General features: G+C 71.8%; 16 protein-coding genes and 2 pseudogenes. 9 read left to right on the top strand and 9 right to left on the bottom strand.

Translation table 11 applies throughout. The annotated features are described in order from the left end of the window. Window positions 1-54: 54 nt before the first annotated feature. Entirely contained in the window at window positions 55-1,290 is a 1,236-nt protein-coding gene (locus ACGFRF_RS39495; RefSeq protein ID WP_393748612.1) for an amidohydrolase, read from the bottom strand. 234 nt (window positions 1,291-1,524) lie between these two features. Here ACGFRF_RS39495 and ACGFRF_RS39490 point away from each other — a divergent pair, with 234 nt between their 5' ends. Further along, window positions 1,525-2,178: a class I SAM-dependent DNA methyltransferase gene (locus ACGFRF_RS39490; RefSeq protein ID WP_393748610.1), complete on the top strand. Its 654-nt coding sequence runs from the start codon at window positions 1,525-1,527 to the stop codon at window positions 2,176-2,178. Between the two features lie 679 nt (window positions 2,179-2,857). On the opposite strand, the pseudogene ACGFRF_RS39485 reads toward ACGFRF_RS39490, so the two are convergent. After that, a pseudogene (locus ACGFRF_RS39485) lies at window positions 2,858-3,263 on the bottom strand (ATP-binding protein). A gap of 159 nt (window positions 3,264-3,422) precedes the next feature. Between ACGFRF_RS39485 and ACGFRF_RS39480 the strand changes: the two are divergent. Together ACGFRF_RS39480 and ACGFRF_RS39475 are read left to right on the top strand one after the other, a co-directional pair. Continuing rightward, window positions 3,423-4,274, top strand: a complete 852-nt coding sequence (locus tag ACGFRF_RS39480) for a helix-turn-helix domain-containing protein (RefSeq protein WP_393748608.1) — start codon at window positions 3,423-3,425, stop codon at window positions 4,272-4,274. A gap of 4 nt (window positions 4,275-4,278) precedes the next feature. After that, window positions 4,279-4,472, top strand: a pseudogene (locus ACGFRF_RS39475) (DUF397 domain-containing protein). Here ACGFRF_RS39475 and ACGFRF_RS39470 read toward each other — a convergent pair. Genes ACGFRF_RS39470 through ACGFRF_RS39455 form a run of 4 tightly spaced genes read right to left on the bottom strand, consistent with a single transcriptional unit; the run spans window position 4,469 to window position 9,212 of the window. Further along, a complete protein-coding gene (locus ACGFRF_RS39470; protein WP_393748606.1) occupies window positions 4,469-5,617 on the bottom strand; it encodes a hypothetical protein in 1,149 nt (382 codons plus the stop codon). The pseudogene ACGFRF_RS39475 and the gene ACGFRF_RS39470 sit on opposite strands and share 4 nt — an antisense overlap. A 50-nt stretch (window positions 5,618-5,667) precedes the next feature. Further along, window positions 5,668-6,606: an N-acetylneuraminate synthase family protein gene (locus tag ACGFRF_RS39465; RefSeq protein WP_393748604.1), complete on the bottom strand. Its 939-nt coding sequence runs from the start codon at window positions 6,604-6,606 to the stop codon at window positions 5,668-5,670. 12 nt (window positions 6,607-6,618) lie between these two features. After that, on the bottom strand, window positions 6,619-7,863 hold the full coding sequence (locus ACGFRF_RS39460) for a cytidylyltransferase domain-containing protein (protein ID WP_393748602.1): 1,245 nt from the start codon (window positions 7,861-7,863) through the stop codon (window positions 6,619-6,621). 23 nt (window positions 7,864-7,886) lie between these two features. Further along, window positions 7,887-9,212 carry a DUF6716 putative glycosyltransferase gene (locus ACGFRF_RS39455; RefSeq protein WP_393748600.1) on the bottom strand — a complete coding sequence of 442 codons (1,326 nt, stop codon included), beginning with the start codon at window positions 9,210-9,212 and terminating at the stop codon, window positions 7,887-7,889. Between the two features lie 198 nt (window positions 9,213-9,410). Here ACGFRF_RS39455 and ACGFRF_RS39450 point away from each other — a divergent pair, with 198 nt between their 5' ends. From ACGFRF_RS39450 to ACGFRF_RS39435, 4 genes are all read left to right on the top strand, one after another. Continuing rightward, entirely contained in the window at window positions 9,411-10,388 is a 978-nt protein-coding gene (locus ACGFRF_RS39450) for a glycosyltransferase family 2 protein (RefSeq protein WP_393748598.1), read from the top strand. After that, window positions 10,385-11,719 (top strand): polysialyltransferase family glycosyltransferase, encoded by a 1,335-nt coding sequence (locus ACGFRF_RS39445; protein WP_393748596.1) that lies wholly within the window; start codon window positions 10,385-10,387, stop codon window positions 11,717-11,719. The genes ACGFRF_RS39450 and ACGFRF_RS39445 overlap by 4 nt, the downstream gene beginning before the upstream one ends. A gap of 232 nt (window positions 11,720-11,951) precedes the next feature. After that, entirely contained in the window at window positions 11,952-14,633 is a 2,682-nt protein-coding gene (locus ACGFRF_RS39440) for a glycosyltransferase (RefSeq protein ID WP_393748594.1), read from the top strand. Between the two features lie 349 nt (window positions 14,634-14,982). Further along, window positions 14,983-15,903: a class I SAM-dependent methyltransferase gene (locus ACGFRF_RS39435; RefSeq protein ID WP_393748592.1), complete on the top strand. Its 921-nt coding sequence runs from the start codon at window positions 14,983-14,985 to the stop codon at window positions 15,901-15,903. A 9-nt stretch (window positions 15,904-15,912) separates the two neighbouring features. Here ACGFRF_RS39435 and ACGFRF_RS39430 read toward each other — a convergent pair whose 3' ends face one another. Next, the gene (locus ACGFRF_RS39430) at window positions 15,913-16,563 is read right to left on the bottom strand and encodes a TetR/AcrR family transcriptional regulator C-terminal domain-containing protein (RefSeq protein WP_393748590.1); all 651 of its coding nucleotides are present in this window, start codon (window positions 16,561-16,563) and stop codon (window positions 15,913-15,915) included. Between the two features lie 70 nt (window positions 16,564-16,633). Between ACGFRF_RS39430 and ACGFRF_RS39425 the strand changes: the two genes are divergently transcribed. Then, window positions 16,634-18,007: an FAD-dependent monooxygenase gene (locus tag ACGFRF_RS39425; RefSeq protein ID WP_393748588.1), complete on the top strand. Its 1,374-nt coding sequence runs from the start codon at window positions 16,634-16,636 to the stop codon at window positions 18,005-18,007. A gap of 81 nt (window positions 18,008-18,088) precedes the next feature. On the opposite strand, the gene leuE is transcribed toward ACGFRF_RS39425, so the two are convergent. Both leuE and ACGFRF_RS39415 read right to left on the bottom strand, forming a co-directional pair. Continuing rightward, window positions 18,089-18,739: a leucine efflux protein LeuE gene (gene leuE / locus ACGFRF_RS39420; RefSeq protein ID WP_393748586.1), complete on the bottom strand. Its 651-nt coding sequence runs from the start codon at window positions 18,737-18,739 to the stop codon at window positions 18,089-18,091. A 48-nt stretch (window positions 18,740-18,787) separates the two neighbouring features. Continuing rightward, window positions 18,788-20,368: a methylmalonyl-CoA mutase gene (locus ACGFRF_RS39415; RefSeq protein ID WP_393748584.1), complete on the bottom strand. Its 1,581-nt coding sequence runs from the start codon at window positions 20,366-20,368 to the stop codon at window positions 18,788-18,790. A gap of 82 nt (window positions 20,369-20,450) precedes the next feature. Here ACGFRF_RS39415 and ACGFRF_RS39410 point away from each other — a divergent pair, with 82 nt between their 5' ends. Next, on the top strand, window positions 20,451-21,269 hold the full coding sequence (locus ACGFRF_RS39410; protein WP_393748582.1) for a L,D-transpeptidase family protein: 819 nt from the start codon (window positions 20,451-20,453) through the stop codon (window positions 21,267-21,269). Window positions 21,270-21,478: the final 209 nt, after the last annotated feature.

Here is a 21,478-nt window from a genome sequence, read left to right as displayed (position 1 = left end):
CGAGTGTGTTGCGCCGGAGAGGGGAGCGGCCCCCCGCGGGGGGGGGCCGCTCGCTCAGCCCTGCACCGCGTTCGGCTCCAGGAAGGCCGCCGCCGTGAACATCTCCACCCCGACCCTGATCGCTTCCTCGTCCGCGTCGAAGTCGCCCTGGTGCAGGTCGCGCACTGTGCGCTCGCCGGGCCTGCGCACCCCGAGCCGGGCCATCGCACCGGGCACGTGCTCCTGGTACCAGGAGAAGTCCTCGCCGCCGAGGCTCTGCTCGGTGCTCTCGACGGAGTCCCGCCCACGCCGGCAGGCCATCGCCCTGCGCAGCAGCTCGGTCGACTCCCGGTCGTTCACGACGGGCGGCACCCCGCGCACGTAGTTGATCTCCGACTTGGCCCGGTGCAGGGTCGCGACCTCGTCGATCGCGGCGTGCACGATGTCGGGGGCCTCCCGCCAGGCCTCCAGGTCCAGGCAGCGCACGGTCCCGGACAGCTCCGCGTGCTGCGGGATCACGTTCGGGGCGTGGCCCGACTCGATCCGGCCCCAGGTGAGGGCGAGGCCGGCCCGGGTGTCGAGGCGGCGGGCGATCAGCGCGGGCACGTCGACGGCGACGCGGGCGGCGGCGGTGACCAGGTCGGTGGTCAGATGGGGCCGGGCGGTGTGCCCACCGGGCCCGTCCAGGGAGATCTCGAGCCGGTCGCACGCGCTCGTGATCGCCCCGTGCCGCAGCCCGACCTTCCCGGCGTCGACCCGAGGATCGCAGTGCACGGCGAGGATCCGGCCCACCCCGTCCAGCGCCCCGTCCTCGATGGCGTCCAGGGCGCCGCCGGGCAGCACCTCCTCGGCGGGCTGGAAGATCAGCCGCACCGGGCGGGACAGCAGGCCCTTGGCGTGCAGGTCGGCGAGGACGAGCCCGGCCCCGAGCACGACGGACGTGTGCACATCGTGACCGCACGCGTGCGCCCGGTCGGGAACGGTCGACCGGTAGGGGCAGTCGGTCTTGGTGTCCGGGATGGGCAGGGCGTCGATGTCCGCGCGCAGCGCGAGCACCGGTACGGCCGATCGAGCGCCCTCGGCCAGGCCGATGTCACAGACGAGTCCGGTTCCGGTGCTGAGCACACGGGGCCTGAGCCCCGCCTGCTCCAGCCGCTCCTTGATCGCGGCGGTTGTTCGGAACTCCTGATTGCCCAGCTCGGGGTGCATGTGCAAGTCGCGGCGGAAGGCCACGAGTTCGGCGTGCAGGGACTCGCTCAGCACGCCGGGGAGCGCATCCCCCGCGAGGCCGGCCTCGGACTCTAGGGACATCAATTGCTTCACCCTCTGAAGGGTAGGACGCCCGACTGATCAACTACCCCTCGATCAACAAAACTTCAGCCCGTTAGGGGAAGAAAATCTGACCGGCGGACGCATGGCGGCGGACTCGGATGGGTAAAACCTCTGTTTCCTCCTTCCACGGATACCACGCATCACCGGAGTCACGCTCGCCATGTCCACGAACCGGACCCCAGTGCGGCCTGTCCCCCGCTAGGGTCCACGCCCGTGACCGACTCGATCCCGGACTTCCTGCACACCACCCGTACGTCCTACGACGCGATCGCCAAGGACTACACGGCGGCCTTCCCCGACGGCCTCTCCCACCCCCTGGACCGCACCCTGATCACCGCCTTCGCCGAGCTGGTCACGGCGAACGGCACGGCGCCCGTGGCCGACCTGGGCAGCGGCCCCGGCCATGTCACCGCACTGCTCCACCAGAGGGGCGTCCCGGCCTTCGGCGTCGACCTCTCCCCCACCATGGTGGCCCTGGCCCGCGAGGCCCACCCGCACCTTCGATTCCACGTGGGTTCCATGACCTCCCTGGACCTGCCGGACAGCACCCTGGGCGGCATCCTGGCCCTGTACTCCACGATCCACGTCCCCGACGCCCACCTGCCGAAGGCCTTCGCGGAATTCCACCGCACGCTGTCCCCCGGCGGCCACGTCCTCCTCGCCTTCCAGACCGGCCCCGACCCCGGCCACCTCCACCTGACCGAACGCTTCGGCCACGAGATCGACCTCGACTACTACTGGCGTACACCCGAACAGGTCACGACCGCCCTGACCGAGGCGGGCCTGCCCCTCGTGGCCACGATCCGCCGAGAACCGACGTCCGACGAAAAACGCCCCCGAGCCTTCGTACTGGCGCGAAAACCCTGACCCCACGACCCCACCTGCCCCAGCACTCCCACCCCGGCTGGGCGTGAAGGGCAGATCTGCTCCGGGGGACGGGGAAGCCCGCCGGTCGGGCAGGGCGGGCGGGGGAACAGATCCGCCCCCCTCGGCTGGGCGAGACGGGCGGTCCTGTTCCGGGGGACGGAGGGAAGCCCGCCGGTCGGGCAGGGCGGGCGGGGGAACAGATCCGCCCACCTCGGCTGGGCGAGACGGGCGGTCCTGTTCCGGGGGACGGAGGAAAGGCCGCCGGTCCAGGAGGGCGGGCGGGGGGCCAGATCTGCCGATCGTTGCTCTTGGGGTGGCTGGTGGGACTGGTGACCGCCCAGCCCTCCCCCTTCCCCTCCCCCACCGGCCGTCAGCCGCTCAGCCCACCCGGTGTGCGGGCGAGCCGCGACCGCGCCCCGCGCCGACGGCGTCCGGACAGCGCCGCCGAGGGCCGGCACCGGCCAGGGCCACCGCTGTTTCCGGGCCGCTCGCTCGCTTCACGACCCGTGCTGGAGCGAGCCGAGTCAAGGGTGGCCCGGAGGGCCATCGCCGAACGCGACGCGGGAGTGGAGCGCAGCGCAACGGGAGCGCCCTTTACTCGGCTCGCGGAAGCACGACACCGAGAGGAAGCGAGCGGCCCCACGGCACCCCACTCAGTCACGCCGCGACGAGCCGACCCTCACGCCAGCTCGCACCACACGTACTTCCCCCGGTCCCCGAACCGTGCCGACGGCTGCCAGCCCCAGTAGTCCGCGCAGGCCCTGACCAACCCCAGTCCCCGCCCGTCCTCCAGGCCGGCGACCTGCTCCAGCGGCCGGGGCGGAGGGGGCGGCTCGGGGTCCGTGTCCCACGCCCCGATCCACACCACCCCCTCCCGGGTGCGGCGCACCCTCAGGGCGGCCGGCCCCTTCGTGTGCCGTACGGCATTGGAGACCAGCTCCGTCGCCAGCAGCTCCGCCGTGTCCACCAGGCCGATCCAGCCCGTGCAGCGTGAGGATCAACCGCAGGGTGCGGCGGCAGACCGTGACGGCTCTGAGGTCGTTGGGGACGTAGAGGGTGTAGTCCCAGGAATCGCTTTCGGACATGCGTCATCAACTCCATCGGCCGGCAAAGGATTTCGCGTGCGGTGGCATTGCCGCAGCCGTCATGGCAGGACAGAGCGGTGCGCTTCCGATGCGTGTGCGTTGCATCACCGACGGTAGACCGGAGCAACAGCAACAGGCGTGTTGGACAAGGAGCGACCGATGGGGACCAAGCGCGAACCCACAGCGCGACAGCTGCGGCTGGCCGTGGAACTGCGCAGGCTCCGCGAGGCAGCGGGCCTCAGCTCCCGTGAGGCGGCCGCACTGCTCGGTGTGAACTCCGTCCAGATTAGCCAGATCGAGTCCGGCACCTCCGGAGTGAGCGAGGAGCGCCTGCGGCGCATGGCGGCCAACTACGCCTGTGCCGACGAGGAGTTCATCAGCGCCTTGGTCGCGAAGGCCGCCGACCGGACGCAAGGCTGGTGGGAGGAGTACCGAGGTCGGCTGCCGACGCCCTTCATGGACCTGCCCGAGCTGGAGCACCACGCCACCTACCGGTGGGATGTGGACTTCCTGCACGTTCCAGGCCTGCTGCAGACCGCCGAATACGCCCGTTCGCTCTTCTCCTACGTGAACCCGGAGTTCCAGGAGACGGAGGTGGAGCGCTGGGTGGAGCATCGGATGAAGCGCAGATCCATCCTGGAGCGCCCGAACCCGGTCCCCTACGAGACGGTGATCCACGAGGCGGCACTGCGCATCCGGGTCGGTGACCGACGCGCGGCACGGGCTCAACTCACCCGCGTTCTGGAACTCGCCGAGGCCGACCACGTCACCGTGCGCGTCATTCCCTTCGATCTGGACGACTTCGGCGGAGCCGGAAGCGCCATGGTGTACGCGGGCGGCCCCGTACCCAGGCTGGACACCGTGGTCCGGGACGGGCCCAACGGGCCCGTTTTCATCGACGCCGAAGCCCAACTCACGTGGTATCGAACGCTCTTCCGTAGGGTGGAGGCGGTGTCACTCGACCCGGACCGTTCGCGTGACTTCATCCACAGGTTGGCGAAGGAGCTGTGAAGCGGTGACCACCCCCTGCACCTGGCGAAAGTCCTCCTACTCCGGCGGCGGCCAGGGGGACGCCTGCGTAGAAATCTCCCCCACCCCACCCACACCCACATCCGCGACTCCAAAGCCCCCACCAGGGCGACCCTCACCTTCCGTGCCGACGCCTTCACCTCCTTCGTCGAAGCGCTGAAGGAAGCGCGGCAGGCCTAGGCCGGGGCCACCGCCGCCAGTCGGTGGACGTCCCGTGCCGTTCCCGTGACCCCCGACAGGAAGCCCTGCGCCCGCGGGGAGGCGTTCGCGGTCAGCCACGACGGGTCGATGTCGCACACCGCCACGCGCACGCCGGTGCCGGCCAGGGCGAGCGGCAGGGTGTGGACGACCGTCGACGGGAAGCTGAGGATCGTACGGCCGATCGGGCCGCGGCGGGCTATCAGTTCCAGGGGGAGGTCCGGGCGGACTATCTCCAGGCCGGTCTCGGCGGCCAGCCGGTGCAGCTTCTCGGCGCTCTCCCGGCGGTGGGCGAAGTAGCGGGTGGCCCCGTGGGCCCTGGCCAGGCCGCGGACGGCCGCCAGGTAGCGGTCACCGTCCACGACTCCGGTCTCCACCAGGGACGTGCCGACCAGGTCGGCGCCCTTGGTGATCCGCGGCGGCCCGAAGCGGGCCCGCGTCCAGGAGAAGTCGTTGGCCGTGACGGTGACGCCCTGCGGGATCTCCGTCACCGGCATGGAGGAGAAGACCTCGACCCGGCGGTGCGCACTGGGCGTCAGCCTGCGGCGGGCGGAGGAGGACACCGGCGCGAAGAGCAGGTCGCGCGGGCCGGGGCGGCCGCCCTTGCGGTGCCAGCGGACCAGGCGTTCGCCGCGGGCCAGCTGGGCGACGAACTCCATCGTCGCCGTGCCGTCGTCGACGACCACCAGGTCGCGGGCACGGGTGATGGTCAGCAGCAGTTGTACGTAGCGGGAGAACGGGTCTCCCATGACGATGCGGTCGGCCCGGCGCAAGGAGCCCGCCAGGCCGCCGATCGTGTGGAAGGGCGCGGTCGTACCGCCCCGCGCCTCCTCCCAGCGCACCCGGTAGCCCTCGTCGCGGGCCAGGTCGGCCATGCGGCGCAGCTGGCCCCGGGTCATGGGGTCGGTCGGGGACAGGACGACGACCGTGAGTTCCGCGCCGGCCGCCGGGGTCTCACCCGCCACCGTCCGCCGTACCTGCGCGGGCACGGACCGCAGGGTGTCCGGCTCCGCGCCGGGTAGGCCGTGCAGATGCGCCCACTCCAGGACGTTCAGCAGCTGGACCGGGCTCTCCACGAAGGCGAGCGTGCGGGGAGGGTGGCCGGTGTGACCGGCGCGGGGGCTCATCGGCGTACGACCGTCCCGTCGTAGGGCAATCCGTCAGGCAATCGGGGTGCTCAGACCGCGACCGGCTCGCCCGCGGCCGCGGCGATCTCCGCCTCGGCGACGACGCCGCTGACGCGGCGCAGCTTCTTCATCGGGCCCAGCTCGGAGTCGTAGACCTTCTTGACGCCGTCGCCGAGGGAGGCCTCGATGGTGCGGATGTCGCGCACCAGGCGGGTGAGGCCCTGCGGCTCCACCGAGGCGGCCTGGTCGGAGCCCCACATGGCGCGGTCGAGGGTGATGTGGCGCTCGACGAACACCGCGCCCAGCGCGACCGCCGCCAGCGTGGTCTGCAGGCCGGTCTCGTGGCCCGAGTAGCCGATCGGGACGTTCGGGTACTCCTTCTCCAGCGTGTTGATCACGCGGAGGTTCAGCTCCTCGGCCTTGGCCGGGTAGGTGGAGGTGGCGTGGCACATGAGGATGTTGTCGCTGCCCAGGACCTCGACCGCGTGGCGGATCTGGCGCGGGGTGGACATGCCCGTGGAGAGGATGACCGAGCGGCCGGTGGCGCGCAGGGCGCGCAGCAGCTCGTCGTCGGTGAGGGACGCGGAGGCGACCTTGTGGGCGGGGACGTCGAACTTCTCCAGGAAGGCGACGGCCTCGGTGTCCCACGGGGAGGCGAACCAGTCGATCCCCTTCTCCTTGCAGTACGCGTCGATCTGGCGGTACTCGTCCTCACCGAACTCCACGCGGTGGCGGTAGTCGATGTAGGTCATCCGGCCCCACGGGGTGTCGCGCTCGATGTCCCACTGGTCGCGCGGGGTGCAGATCTCGGGGGTGCGCTTCTGGAACTTCACGGCGTCACAGCCGGCCTCGGCGGCCACGTCGATCAGCTTGAAGGCGTTCTCCAGCTCACCGTTGTGGTTGATGCCGATCTCGCCGCAGATGTAGACCGGACGGCCGGGGCCGACCTCGCGGGAGCCGAACGTGCGCAGACGGGAGTTGGTGCTCATCGGGGGATGTCCTTACTTGGGGAGGGAATCGAGAGAGGGGCCGAGGATCCAGCTGGCGATCTCTCGGATCGCGCCGTCGCCGCCGGGGACGGTGGTGACAGCGCGTGCGGCGCCGCGTACGACGTCGTGGGCGCTCGCGACCGCCACGGGCCAGCCGACGAGGGCGAAGCACGGGAGGTCGTTGACGTCGTTGCCGACGTAGAGCACGCGCTCCGGCGCGATGCCCTGCTCCTCGCACCACTGCTTGAGGGCGAGGTCCTTGCGGTCGATGCCGTGCAGCACCGGGAGCCTGAGCTTCCGGGCGCGGGCGGCGACCACCGGGTTCTGTTCCGTGGACAGGATCAGCATCCGCAGGCCGCTCCTGCGCAGCGCCGCGATGCCGAGTCCGTCGCCGCGGTGCACGGAGACGAACTCCCGTCCCTCGGAGTCGATCAGCACCCGGTCGTCGGTCTGGGTGCCGTCGAAGTCCAGTACGACCGCGTCCACGTCGGCGGCGGTCGGCAGCGAACCGGGGCGGCCGGCGTCGAAGAGGGGGGCGAGGGCCCGCGCCCGCGCCAGGTCGTGCGGGTCGTCGATCTCCAGCACCCGGGCCGGGTCGGTGCGGACCAGTTCGGTGCGGCCGAAGAAGCGGTGCCGGTGCTCACGGAAGCCGGCCGCGTCCATCGCGTACGCGGCGCCGGTCTCCAGCAGGTCCTGCGGGCGGTCCTGGCGGCGCGGCCGGAAGGACTTGTCGTGGTTGACGCCGTAACCGCCGCCCGTCTGCGGTGCGTTGATCTCCTCGTTGCCGTCCCGCCAGACGAAGCCGTGGAAGGGGGCGACGGTGACGGCGGTGTCGGCGCCGTTCTCGACGACCGCGGCGGCCACCCCGTCGATGTCCTCGCGGACGAGGAACGGGCTGGTGCACTGCACGAGCAGCACCGCGTCGACCGCCGAGCCGTGCAGGGCCTCGTGGGCGTCCATGGCGTGCAGGACAGCGGCCTCCGAGGTCGCCGTGTCCCCGGCGATGGCGGCCGGCCGCAGCACGACCTCGGCACCGGCCTCCCGCGCGGCGGCCGCGATGGCCTGGTCGTCGGTGGACACGACGACGTCGGTCACCAGACGGGTCGCCCGGCACTCGCGCACCGCACGCGCCACCAGCGGGACGCCGCCCACGGGCGCGAGGTTCTTCGCGGGCACGCCCTTGGAGCCGCCGCGGGCGGGGATCACCGCGAGCACCCGGCGCACCGAAGCGCCTTGGCCCGCTTCCGGGTGGGACATGAGATCTACTCCTTGGACGAAGGTCACAGCTCGCCCATCCGCCGGATCACCGGGGCGACGCGCTGCACGCCGTGCCGGTAGGCACCCCGTGCGGCGCGGCGCACGATCTGGCGGACGGGGCCGGGTGCCTTGTCGGCGGCGGGCGCACCGGGCAGCGGTGCGCCGTCGGGGCCGAGGTGGTGGCGGGCGAGGATGCCGGGCAGATAGCCGGGCGCGGTCTCGGGGGTGTAGTAGGGGTTCAGGGGCGGCAGACCGCCGGGGCGGTCCAGCAGCTTGGCGATGCGCTCGCGGGCGGCGTCGAAGGCGGTCTCGTAGGAGCCTGCTCCCGAGGGGGTGCCGGCGGCGACGCCCTGCCGGGCCAGCCACTCCTCGTCCGGCACCGGCCGGTGTCCGGCGTCCAGCTGGTCCCAGGAGGCGAGGCAGCCGGAGCCGGTGAAGTGGTGGTTGCCGAGCACCTCGCGCACGCCCAGGTCGGTCAGGACGACCGTGGGGACACGCCGGTGCAGGGCCTCCAGCGCGGCCGTGGAGCTGACCGTGACCAGCAGGTCGGTACGGTCGAGCACCTCGCCCATGTGCCCGTACACGAGGCGGAAGTTGGCCGGCGGCTCCTTGCCCTGGACCAGCTTCTGGTAGGGCAGTTCCTCGATGTGCGTGGTGTGTTCGCCCGGCTTGGAGCGCAGCTTCAGCAGCACCTCGCGCTCGGGGTGCCTGCGGGCGTGCTGGATCAGCCGGTCGAGGAGGTACGTACGGTCCCTGCGGTTGTCCGGCACGGACGGCTGAGCCGCGAACACCACGGTGTACGGCTCGTGCTCGCCGGCGTACGGCGCCCCGCCGAGGAAGGGCAGCGCCACCTCGGTGACCGCGGAGGCGTCGGCGCCCACCCCCTCGTACACGGCCCGGAAACGGTCCGCGTCGTGGCGGGAGTTGGCGAGGACGAGGTCCGCGCCGTGCCGCAGCAGCAGCCCGTCGGCGAGCTTCTCGTAGACGACCCCGACATAGCCGGTGACGACGACGGGACGCCGGCCGGAGCCCCAGGCGGCGCGCAGTCCGTGCAGCATCGCCTGGACTCCGCCGCCGACCAGGGCGAGGACGAGGACGTCGTACGGTTCCCCGGTCATCGCGCGCAGGAACTCGACGCCGGTGACCTCGCGGAGCGCGTCCGCCTGGACGCCGACTTCCTGGAGCTGGCGGGCTGTCGGGGTGGCGCGTCCCCGCAGGAGGTAGCCGTCGAGCCGGACCTCGGCAGCCGCGGGTGCGAGACGCCGCGCGGTGAGCGCGCCCCACTTCCACCGGGTGTCGGAGTCCGCCAGGACGGCGACCCGCAGGGACTTCGTTGCACTTGCTGGCACGCCGAAGACGCTAGGAAGCCATGGAGAGGTTCCGCCCAACCCGAACGCAACAAACGGTTAACAGCACATCGCCGAATGGCGAATCGGGCCGCGATCGCACGGGGAAAAGGCGTGGTTCACAGCTTCGCCACGCGTCGTTCACCGGGCATCAAGCAGGCCGTCAGGACGAATGACGGGCTGCGCCCTAACGTCCCAGGCGTGGTCAAGCTCTCCGTCATCGTGCCGTTCTACAACGTGCGGCAATACGCGCCCGACACGCTCACCAGCCTGAAGGCGAACGCGCGTGAGGACTTCGAATTCCTTCTCGTCGACGACTGTTCCCGCGACGGGACACCAGAGATTCTCGCGCGCGCGGAGCGCGAGCTGCCGGGCGCGGTCCTGGTCCGGCACGAACGGAACGGGGGGCTGGCGACCGCGCGCAACACCGGTATCGACCGCGCGCGCGGCGAGTACCTGACGTTCCTGGACGGCGACGACTGGCTCGCCCCCGGCTACTACCAGCAGCTGGTCGCGGCCATCGAGGAGCTGGGCTGCGACTTCCTGCGCACCGACCACGTGCAGTGCACCGCGCGGTCGCGCACCGTGCACCGGGCGCCCGTCGGGCGGCGGAACGTGGTGCTGGACCCGCGTGCGGCGATCCTGCCCGCCGACCGGTCCACCTCCGTGGACTACGCCTACGCCTGGGCGGGTGTCTACCACCGTCGGCTGGTGGACAAGGGGCTGCTGCACTTCACCGACGGGCTGCGCACGGCCGAGGACCGGCCGTGGATCTGGAAGCTGCACCGGGAGGCGGAATCGTTCGCCGCGGTGAGTCTGCTCGGGGTGTTCTACCGGCGCGGGGTCGCCTCGTCACTCACCCAGATCGGTGATGTACGGCAACTCGATTTCATTCGCGCGTTCGATCAGGTCATCGAGGAAACCGCCCGGGACCGGGAGGCCGACGTGCTGCTGCCCAAGGCCGTCCGCACCTATTGCGCGATCATTTCCCATCACCTGGGATCCATCGAAAGGTTCGAGCCCGAGGTGGCGAAGAAACTGAAAATCCTGAGTGCCGCCGCCCTGCGGCGCATGCCGCAGGACGTGCTGGACGAGGCGCTGGACTCCATGGACCTGCAGCGTGCCACGAAGCTGCGCCGGCTGCGCCGCCGTCCCGCTCCCGCGGGGGTCGCCGCGTGACCACCCAGATCTTCCAGGCGTCGACGCTGTACGGCACGGCCACGCTCGCCGCCGCCCTGGACTCCGGCTGCTTCCGCCCGGCCGACCGGCGGATCCTGCTGGTCTGCAACAACGCGGCCACCCCCGAGACCACGCCCGGCCTGGACGCGACGCCCGGCTTCGAGCGGCTGCGCGACCGGTTCGACGACGTGGTGTCGTACAACGCGGCGATCTTCCCGTTCCATCCGGGCGGCTGGGCGCCGCGCGGGGACGATCTGCCGCTCTGGGAGCGGTATCTGCGCCACGAGTGGCACCTGGCCGACGACGACGTGGAGCTGGCCGTCGAGTCCATCCAGGTCAACCCGTCGCTCGCCCTCGCCCAGATCTTCACCGGCGCCCCGGTCACCGTCTACGCCGACGGCCTGATGAGCTACGGCCCCACCCGCAACAAGATCGACCCGCTGGTCGGCACCCGTGTGGACCGCGTGCTCCACCTGGACCTGGTGCCGGGTCTGAAACCGCTGCTGCTCACCGAGTTCGGGGTGCCCGGCGAGGTCCTGCCGACGCCCGCCTTCACCAAGGTGCTCGCAGAACTCGCGTCCGCCGGCGACGGGTTGCCCGCGATCGAGGAGCCGGCGCTGCTGCTCGGCCAGTACCTGTCCGCGCTCGGCATCCTCTCCGCCGAGCAGGAGGAGGACCTGCATGTGCGGATGCTGACGGGCGCGGCCGGACTCGGGCACACCGAGGTGGTGTTCAAGCCGCACCCGTCCGCCCCGGCACGCTTCACCCGCTCCCTGGAGAAGGAGGCGGAGCGGCTGAAGGTGGAGCTGACCGTGCTGGACACGCCGGTCCTCGCCGAGGTGCTGTACCAGCGGATGCGTCCCGCGCTGGTCGTCGGCTGCTTCTCCACCGCCCTGCTCACCGCCTCCGCGCTGTACGGCCTCCCGGTCGCCCGGATCGGCACCGACCTGCTGCTGGAGCGGCTGACGCCGTTCGAGAACAGCAACCGGGTCCCGGTCACCATCGTCGACGCGCTGCTGCCGGAGCTGGGCGACCGGGCCGCCGTGACCGAGCAGCGCCCGGGCATGGACGTGGCGGCGCTGGGGGCGCTGGTGAGCGCGGTGGGCTTCGCGATGCAGCCGAAGATCCTTCCGGGGCTGCGCGCACAGACCGAGGCCCATCTCGCGAAGAACCTGAACGAGCGGACCCTGCGCTACTTCAAGCGCAAGCGTCTGGCCTCGCTGGCGCTGCCGGGTGGCATCCCGAAGCGGCTCACGTTCGTGCGCCGCAATGCCACCGCGCGGCGGATGGCCCGGCGGGTACGGGCGTTGCGGAAGGCCGTCAAGCGCTGACGGCACGGCGGACACTCCCACCGGGCTCCTCGGCCCACGCGGTCGCGGTCAGCGAGCGGGCCGAGGAGCCCTTCCCGCATTCCGCACCCTCGGCGATGCCCAGAGTTCACGCAGGGTTCCCCACCAGTTCGACGGTGACGGGAACCGGGTCGTATTTCATTCACTCATATGAAGATTCAGTAGGTCCACGAGTCACACGGGGGCCTCGCCCACTGGGGGATTGATCACGTCCATGCGCATCGCTGTGTTTGTCGAGAACCGCAACGGTGTCGGCCTCGCCTCGGAGATCATGAAGGCACCGGGAGCCGAAGCCCATTCGTTCCACCTGGTCACCGCCGACCGGGACGGGGACGTCGCGGGCTGGATCGAGCAGGAGGCGGCGGCCCGCTTCGACGGCCTCGAGGCGCACAACCTGTTCCAGGTGGACGAGGCGCTCAGCGGTGCGGAGTTCCTGGAGGAGGTGGGCCGCCGCATGCGGGCCTTCACCGACCTGGAGCGCATCGACCGGCTCGTGTTCTTCAACGACCAGTCGCAGCGCGGGCGTCGGGTAGCCGGCGAGCTGGGCCGCACCCTGCCGCTGATCCTCGTTCAGGACGGGCACCTGGACTTCCACTTCAAGAAGACCGGCACGGGCCTGCGCGACCAGAACTGGTACTACGGTTCGTCCTCCCCGGCCGCCGTCTGCGTCTGGGGGCCGGCGACGGCGCACCACCTGATGTTCCGCTCCGCGGACGCCGACGCGCCCGTCCACATCACCGGCGCGCTCGGCCACAGCGACGACCCCCTGCTGCTGCGGGCGGCCCGCTCGACCACCCACCGGCACGCAAAGCGCCCCGGCGAGCCACTGCGCATCGTCGTCCTCGACCAGCCGCTCAGCGACCAGAGCAAGCTCTCCCGCAACGAGCACCGCAAACAACTCACCGAAGTGTGCGCGGCGCTGGCCGCGTTCGGCGAGGTGGAGATCAAACCGCACCCCTCCACGCTGCGCGGCCACCTCGACTGGCTGCGGACACTGCCCGACGTGACCGTCCTGGACGAGAGCGCGCTGCTGGAGGCGGAGGCCCTCGACGGCTACGACCTCGCGATCACCTTCTTCTCCACCACCTACCTGCAGACGCTGCGGGCGGGCACGCCGCTGATCCTGTTCAGCCCGCCCGCGCTGAACATCGTCTTCCCCACCATCAACCACCCGCTGCTGCGCAACGTCGGCACGGTCGGCGAACTCGCGGACGTCGCCGCCGAGCTGCGGCGCACGGGCAAGTTCGCCGCCAACGTGCACGGCGAGCCGGTGGAGCACTTCCTCACCTTCCACGACGAGGTGCCCGCCCGCGTCCTGCGCCGTATCGAGGAGGCCGAGGTCCCGGTCGAACGGCCCGCGCCCCGCTGGTCGGCACCGGCCGAAGGGGCGCGGGCCCGCCTCTCGCGCGCCGAGAGTGCCCTGCGTGCCGTGGAGGGGCGGCTCAACCGGCCGCGCTCGCTGGCCGTCCTGGGCCTGGGCTTCTCCTACGTCACCGGTGTGGCGATCCCCGTGCTCACCTACACCCAGGCGCTCCTCGCCCAGAGCCCGGTCGACATCCGGTACCTGGACCTCGGGGTCTACACCCGCACCGAGGACGTACTGGCCGACCTCGGGGGAGCCGAGGTCGTCCTGATCAACAGCCTCGCCCCGTTCTGGCGTTCGCCGCTGGCCAACGAACTGGCGGAGGCCCTGCACGCCATGGGCCGCTCCGTGGTGCTGTACGCCCACGAGACCGAGTACGTCATGAACTTCGAGGGCGAGCAGCACGCCCTGCGGCACGCCGAGATGCTCAAGGTGCTGCCCAAGATCAAGGTGCTGTGCGTCTCCGCCGCCCAGGCCGACATGTTCCGCCAGCTCGGCGTGAGCGAGCCGGTGGTCGTCTACAACACGGTGCCGCTGGACACCCACCGCGCCCGGGCGCGGCGTACGCCGGGTGAGCGGCCGCGGATCGTGATGGTCGGCTCGATGCAGGACCGCAAGGGCCTCGACCTGTTCTCGCGGGTCGCCGAACTCGCCTACGCGCAGGGCCTGCCGTGGCGGTTCGCCTGGATCGGTCACAAGACGTGGCGGATCGCTCCGACGACGCTGCTGTCGGACCGCATCGAGTGGATGGGAGCGCTCTCCCGCGACCGGGTGCGCGAGGAACTCGCCGCCTCCGACGTGTTCTTCCTGTCCAGTGTGGACGACCCGATGCCGCTGTCGGTGGTCGAAGCGGTGCAGCAGCGGCTGCGTACCGTCACCTACCACCGGGTGGGCTCCCGAGAGGTGCTGGACGGGGTGCCCGGCTACCGCTCCTTCGGCCAGTACACACCGGAGGCGGCCCTGGAGGCGCTGCGGCAGGTGCTCGACGAGGAGGTGTCGGAGGAGGAGTACCAGGACGTGGAGGAGCTGTTCGGCATCTCCGCCTTCACCGCCCGCATGACGACGGCCCTGAACCTCGCCGGCCCCGAGGACGCACGGCGGACGGTGGCCGCCGGTGACGAGGCCGGCGCCCAGGAGCCGGACGGCGGGACGGCGTACGCCGAGGGGCCGTTCTCCGCGGTGCTCTCCCGGCACGGCAAGTACCTCGCCGAGGACTTCACCCGCCACTTCACCAAGGGCAGGCAGGACGACGCGCTGCGCGTGGGAACCGAGATCCTGCGCCGCCGGCAGCCGGTGGACGTGCTCATCGGCATGGCCGAGATACGTGCCTCGCGCGGCAACGTCGACGAGGCGTGCCGGCTGCTGTCCGCCGCCGCGATCGCGGGCGGGGACCGGGGCCGGGTGTGGTCGGAGATCTCCCGGGTGGCCGGCGACCTCGGCCCCCGGGGGAAGTCGATCCGGCAGCTGGCCCGCCGGGAGGCGATCCGCATCGACCTCGCCAACCGCTCCGCCCGCTTGCTGAAGTCCGACTGAGCGACGCCCCCCCGGACCCGGCCGCTTCGCTCCTGCCGGCACCGCACGCCCGAGGCGGCGGTCCACCGGGGTCCCGGGCTGCCGCCGTGGCCGACGCCGGTCGTGACCGTGCTGAGCATGCTGCTGCGGGCGTGGCCGATCCACCGGTCCGGTTCGTGGAGAAGCCCTTCGGCCCGCCCCCGAGAAGGGCGTGTACGGAGGCCGCCCGGAACGGAAGTTGGGCAGCCGTTCACCTCGGCGTGGGTTTCGGACCGACCGTCGGGGCAGGCACCGTAGTGCCCTGCCACCCGTACCACAGGCCCCCGCAGGGATCTCGCAGACTGCCGTACCGAGGGAGTTCCTCCGCCGCATGGCCATCACTCAGGAAGCGACACGACCGCCCCATCGTCTCGACGACGTCCCCGGCTGGTTCCCCGTGCTCGACCAGCTGCTCTTCGACTGGCTGCTGAACCGGCAGGAGGCCGCCGGAGTCCGCGGCGACCTCCTGGAGATCGGGGTCTACATGGGCAAGAGCGCGATCTTCATCGGCCGGCACCGGCGGCCGGGTGAGAAGTACACCGTGTGCGACCTCTTCGAGGGAGACGCCCCGGACGACGCCAACCGGGCCGAGTCGACCAAGTCCTACAGTGCGCTGACCCGGCGGGTCTTCGAGGAGAACTACCGCGCCTTCCACGACGAACTGCCCCGTGTGCTCCAGGGGCCCAGCTCTCTGGTGCCCTCCGAGGTCGCCTCGCGCTCCTGCCGGTTCGTGCACATCGACGGCTCGCATCTGTACGAACACGTGCGCGACGACATAGGGGCGGCGCACGATCTGCTGCTGCCGGACGGCGTCGTCGTGCTCGACGACTTCCGCTCCGAGCACACGCCCGGGGTGTCCATAGCCGCCTGGGAGGCCGTGCTCAACCGCGGCCTGCGGCCCCTCTGCCTGAGCACGCAGAAGCTCTACGCCACCTGGGGCGATCCCGAGCCGGTCCAGGAGGAGCTGCTGGCCATGGTGCGTGAGCGGTCCGACTGCCACCTGAGCGTCCAGGAGGCCGCCGGGCACCGGATCGTCCGTCTGAAGTCCCGCGGGATGCCGGCGCCGGCGTTCCCGCCCTCCCGGTACGCGGAGGCGGCCGCCGTCGCGCCGCCCAGGACCGAGGAGCCGGCGCCGGTCCCGGCAGTTCCTGCCCGTTCCCGGTACGGCAGGCGGGTGCGCCGGGTCGCCCTCGACCTGCTGCCGCCGGTCGTCACGCGGGCGATACGCAACGCGCGTGCGCCCAGGGGCTGACGCCGCCGCTCAGCCGACGCCGTACCGCGTCTCGATGCCGGCGATCACCAGCGCCAGCCCTTCCTCGAACTGCTGGTCGTAGTCGTCGAAGAGCACCTTCCCGGCCTCGGCCGAGAGCGGGAAGTCGGCCATGCGCCGGGCGCGGTCCTCGATGTCGTACCCCTCCCGGCGTTCGCCCGGCAGGGGTACGACGCCCTGTTCCTCGGTGACGAAGCCGATGGTGAACAGGGTCGAGGTGCGCGCCGCGTTGACCGCCTGGGCCAGGCTGAGGCCGGCAGCGGTGAGGACGCGCAGGTGCTCCTCCAGGTCACGGGCGTGGTGCGTGCCCGTGAAGCGGGAGCCGCTGAAGACCTTGGCGCCGTCGCGGTAGCCGAGCAGCGCGGCCCGCAGTCCGCGGTTGGCCTTGAGCAGCCGTTCCTGCCAGGTGTCGGCGGGGTCGAGCGCGGTGGCGGCGGCCATCCGCCGGTACATCTGCGTCGCCATCTCGTCCAGCAGCGCCTGCTTGTCCTTGAAGTGCCAGTACAGCGCGGGCGCCTTGACGTCCAGTTCCTTCGCGATGGCGCGCAGGGTCAGCCCGTCCAGGCCGACCTCGTTCAGCAGCCGCAGCGCGGTGTCCGCGACCCGTTCGCGGTCCAGGGGTGCCCGTCGTTCCGTACTCACGCTTGACAGCTTAACAGCGTTAAGGCCACCCTCGTGGAGACGTTACTTAACGATGTTAAGGAGAAATACCATGGATGTCCTGATCGTGGGCGCGGGTCCGGCGGGTCTCACCCTCGGCATCGATCTCGCCCGGCGCGGGGTGGACGCGCTGGTGGTGGAGCGGGCCGAAGGGCTGTTCCCCGGCTCGCGCGGCAAGGGGATCCAGCCGCGCACCCAGGAGGTCTTCGACGACCTCGGTGTGCTCGACGCGATCCGCGCGGCGGGCGGGCCCTATCCGGTCCGGATGGTCTGGCAGGACGGCGAACGGGTCGGTGAGCAGCCGATGTTCGAACCGGTGGAGGCCGACGAGGGCACGCCGTACACCGATCCACTGATGGTCGCGCAGTGGCGGACGCAGGAGGTCCTGCACGCCCGGCTGGAGGAACTGGGCGGCAAGGTCGCCTTCGGGCGCGAGGCGACGGACCTGGAACAGGACGCCGACGGCGTGACCGTGCGGTTCGCCGACGGTACGACCGCCCGCGCGCGGTACGTCGTCGCGGCCGACGGCGGGCGGTCCGCGGTGCGGCGCGCGGTGGGCGTGGGGATGACCGGGGAGACGGTCGACCCGAATCCGTTCCTGGTGGCGGACGTACGGGTGACCGGGCTCGACCGGGAGTACTGGCACGCCTTCCCGGGGAGCGACGGCTGCTTCGTCGCGCTGTGCCCGCTGGCCGGCACGGCCGACTTCCAGCTGGCGGCGCGCCTCCCGCAGGGCACCGAACCCGACCTGACCCTCGACGGCATCCGCAAGCTGGTCGCCGCGTTCACCCACCTCGACACCGACGACGTCACCGAGCTGCGCTGGGCCTCGGGCTTCCAGCCGCGCGCCGCCCTGGCCGACCGCTTCCGGGTCGGCCGGGTCTTCCTCGCCGGGGACGCGGCCCACGTGCACTCACCGGCGGGCGGGCAGGGCCTGAACACCAGCGTGCAGGACGCCTACAACCTGGGCTGGAAGCTGGGCGCCGTGCTGCGGGGCGCGGCACCGGAGACCCTGCTCGACACCTACGAGGAGGAGCGGCGCGCGAATGCCGCTGCCATGCTGGGCCTGTCGACGGGCGTCCACCGCGGCGAGGTGCGGCGGGGGAAGGCGACGGTGCAGCTCGGGCTGGGGTACCGGGAGTCGTCGCTCAGCGTGGAGTCGCGCACCGCTCCCGCCGGGGTGCGCGCGGGCGACCGGGCGCCGGACGGCACGGTGGACGGCGTGCGCCTCTTCGACGCGTTCCGGGGGCCGCACTGGACGGTGCTCGGAGCGGCGGTGACGGGGCTCCGGTCGCTCCCGGCGCCCCCCTCGTACGGCCCGGGTGTCTACCTGGTCCGGCCGGACGGGTACGTGGGCTGGGCGGGCGAGACCACGCAGGGCCTGCGGGAGTACGCGGCACGCACGGGAGCCCTCGTAGCGCCCTAGGAGGCACCCCCAGGGGCGCCAGGACCTGCGTGGCCGGCCGCGGCGGGCGCGCACCCGCTGTCTGCCGAATCCCGCGAGGCGTCAGGCGCCGGCGAGCGACAGCTTCACCGCGAACCCGAGGAAGAGCGCACCGGCCGCCGAGGTGGCCGTCGCCGACAGCCGCTTGCGGCGGCGGAAGGCGGCGGCGAGGCGGGTGCCGCCGAATATCAGCGCACTGAGATAGAGGAAGCTGGCCAGCTGGGCGAAGGCGCCCAGGACGACGAAGGAGAGGGCCGGGTAGGCGTAGCCCGGGTCCACGAACTGCACGAAGAAGGCGACGAAGAACAGGATCGCCTTGGGGTTGAAGAGGCTGACGACGAGGGCGCGGCGGAACGGCCGCTCCTCGGTGACGGCGGTGCGCGCGGTGTCCGCGACGGGCTGCTCCCGCCGGGTCCGCCACATCCCCCACGCGGCCCGCAGCATGCCGATCGCCAGCCAGGTCAGATATCCGGCACCGGCGTACTTCACGATCCCGAACAGCACGGCGTTGGCCTGCAGAAGGGAGGCGACCCCGGCGGCGGACAGCGTCATCAGCACGGTGTCCCCGCACCACACCCCGGCCGCGGCGGTGTATCCCGCCCGGACGCCGCGGCGGGCGGCCACGGAGAGGACGTACAGCGAGTTGGGGCCGGGCAGCAGGACGATCAGGACGAGACCGGCCAGGTAGGTGGGGAGATCGATGACGCCGAACATGAGAAGGAGTGTCGCACGGGGGTGTGACATCGCCTCCGGTGCGGGCGCTCAGAACGCATCGCTCGGCACATGGCTTCCCCACACCTCCCGCAGCGCGTTGCACACCTCCCCCACCGTCGCCCGCCCGCGCAGCGCCTCCTTCATCGGGTACAGGACGTTGTCCTCCCCCTCGGCCGCCTTCCGCAGCGCGGCCAGCGCCGCGTCCACCGCCCCCTGATCCCGCTCGGCCCGCAGCCTGGCCAGCCGCTCCGCCTGCCGGGCCTCGATGGCCGGGTCCACCCGGAGGGGCTGGTACGGCTCCTCCTCGTCCAGCTGGAAGCGGTTGACGCCCACGACCACCCGCTCACCGGAGTCGGTCTCCTGCGCGATGCGGTACGCGTTCCGCTCGATCTCGGCCTTCTGGAAGCCCCGCTCGATCGCCGCCACCGCGCCGCCCAGGTCCTCCACCCTCCGCATCAGGTCGACGGCCGCCTCCTCCACCTCGTCTGTCATCCGCTCCACGGCGTAGGAACCCGCGAAGGGGTCGACCGTCGCGGTGACGTCCGTCTCGTACGCCAGCACCTGCTGCGTCCGCAGCGCCAGCCGCGCGCTCTTGTCGGTCGGCAGCGCGATCGCCTCGTCGAAGGAGTTCGTGTGCAGCGACTGCGTGCCGCCCAGCACCGCCGCCAGCGCCTGCACCGCCACCCGGACCAGGTTCACCTCCGGCTGCTGTGCCGTCAGCTGCACACCCGCCGTCTGGGTGTGGAAGCGCAGCATCAGCGACTTGGGGTTGCGCGCGCCGAACTCCTCCCTCATCACCCGCGCCCAGATCCTGCGGGCCGCGCGGAACTTGGCGATCTCCTCCAGCAGTGTCGTACGGGCCACGAAGAAGAAGGACAGGCGCGGGGCGAAGTCGTCGACGTCCATGCCCGCCGCGACCGCGGTACGGACGTACTCGATGCCGTCGGCCAGCGTGAACGCGATCTCCTGCACGGGGGAGGCGCCCGCCTCGGCCATGTGGTAGCCGGAGATCGAGATCGAGTTCCACTTCGGGATCTCGGCGGTGCAGTAGCGGAAGATGTCGGCGGTCAGGCGCAGGGAGGGCTTCGGCGGGAAGATGTACGTGCCGCGCGCGATGTACTCCTTGAGCACGTCGTTCTGGATGGTCCCCGTCAGGCGGTCGGCCGGGACTCCCTGTTCCTCCGCCACCAGTTGGTAGAGCAGGAGCAGCAGGGCCGCCGGGGCGTTGATCGTCATCGACGTCGAGACACGGTCCAGCGGGATCCCGTCGAACAGCACCCGCATGTCGTCGATCGAGTCGATCGCCACGCCGACCTTGCCGACCTCGCCGTGGGCGAGGGGCGCGTCGGAGTCGTGGCCCATCTGGGTGGGCAGGTCGAAGGCGACGGACAGGCCGGTGGTGCCGTGCTCGATCAGCTGCCGGTAGCGGGCGTTGGACTCCACCGCCGTACCGAAGCCCGCGTACTGGCGCATGGTCCAGGGACGGCCGGTGTACATGCTCGGGTACACCCCGCGGGTGAACGGGTACGCGCCCGGGTCACCCAGCTTTCCGGCCGGGTCCCAGCCGGTCAGGTCGGCCGGCCCGTAGACCGGCTCGATCGGCAGGCCCGACTCCGACTCACGCGCCATGGAAGCCTCCGCAGCAGTATGTCCCGTACCCCTCACCATGCCCCGTAGTTCGGCGGCGGTCACGCGGGGAAGCATCCCCGGCATGAGGATCCCGGGGATACCCGCCGCCGTAGTCGCCTCGGCCGCCGCCCTCGCCGCGCTCTGCGGCTGCACCGTGCAGCCCGTGGCCGCCGATGGCAAGAACCGCTCACCGGTCCATGTCCAGCCGCCGTCCAGCCGCGTTCCCGAGTCCACCCGGACGGCCGAGGACCCGCCCACCGCGGCGGCGCCCCGGGTCCTGTGGTCGCGCGGTGACACCGGCTCGGGCGTGCGGGAGCTGCAGGCCCGGCTCCGCCAGGTGGCCTGGCTGTTCGACGGGCCGACGGGGACGTACGACGATCCGACCGAGCGGGCCGTCAGGGGCTTCCAGGGCAAGCGCGGGCTGCCGCGCACCGGCGAACTGGACACCGTCACCTGGCAGCGGCTGCTGGCGATGACGCATCGGCCGGGTCACTGGGAGCTGTACCTGATGGGCGGTCAGCCGGCCGCGGCGCCGGACCCGCGCTGTCTGACCGGCCGGGTGCTGTGCATCAGCAAGACCAGCCGGACGCTGCGCTGGATGATCGACGGGCGGACGCTGTCGACGATGTCCGTCCGCTTCGGCACCCAGTACACGCCGACCCGCGAGGGTGTGTTCCACGTCTACTGGAAGTCACGGCACCATGTGTCGACCCTGTATGACTCGCCGATGCCGTACGCGATGTTCTTCAGCGGCGGCCAGGCGGTGCACTTCTCGTACGACTTCGCGGTGCGCGGGTACGCGGGTGGCTCGCACGGGTGCGTGAACGTCCGGGACGAGAGCGCGATCGCTCAGCTGTTCGCGCAGGTGCGGACCGGTGACAAGGTCGTCGTCCACTGGTGAGGGTCGTCCGCCGCGGAGAGCGGTGCGTTGCGGGGGGGGGGGGGGGGGGGGGGGGGGGGGGGGGGGGGGGGGCGCGGGGCGGGGGGGGGGGGGGGGCGGCGGGGCGGGGGGGCCGGGCGGCGGGGGGGGGGGGGGGCGGCCGGGCCCGCCCCCCGGCGGGCGGGCCGCGCTTCACCAGGGACAACCACCCCGCCGTCCACACGCAGAAG

Source organism: Streptomyces sp. NPDC048521 (genome assembly GCF_043199855.1).
Taxonomy (GTDB): Bacteria; Actinomycetota; Actinomycetes; order Streptomycetales; family Streptomycetaceae; genus Streptomyces.
The sequence above is the reverse complement of the archived record's forward strand: the minus strand, read 5'-3'. Positions and strand labels throughout refer to the sequence as shown.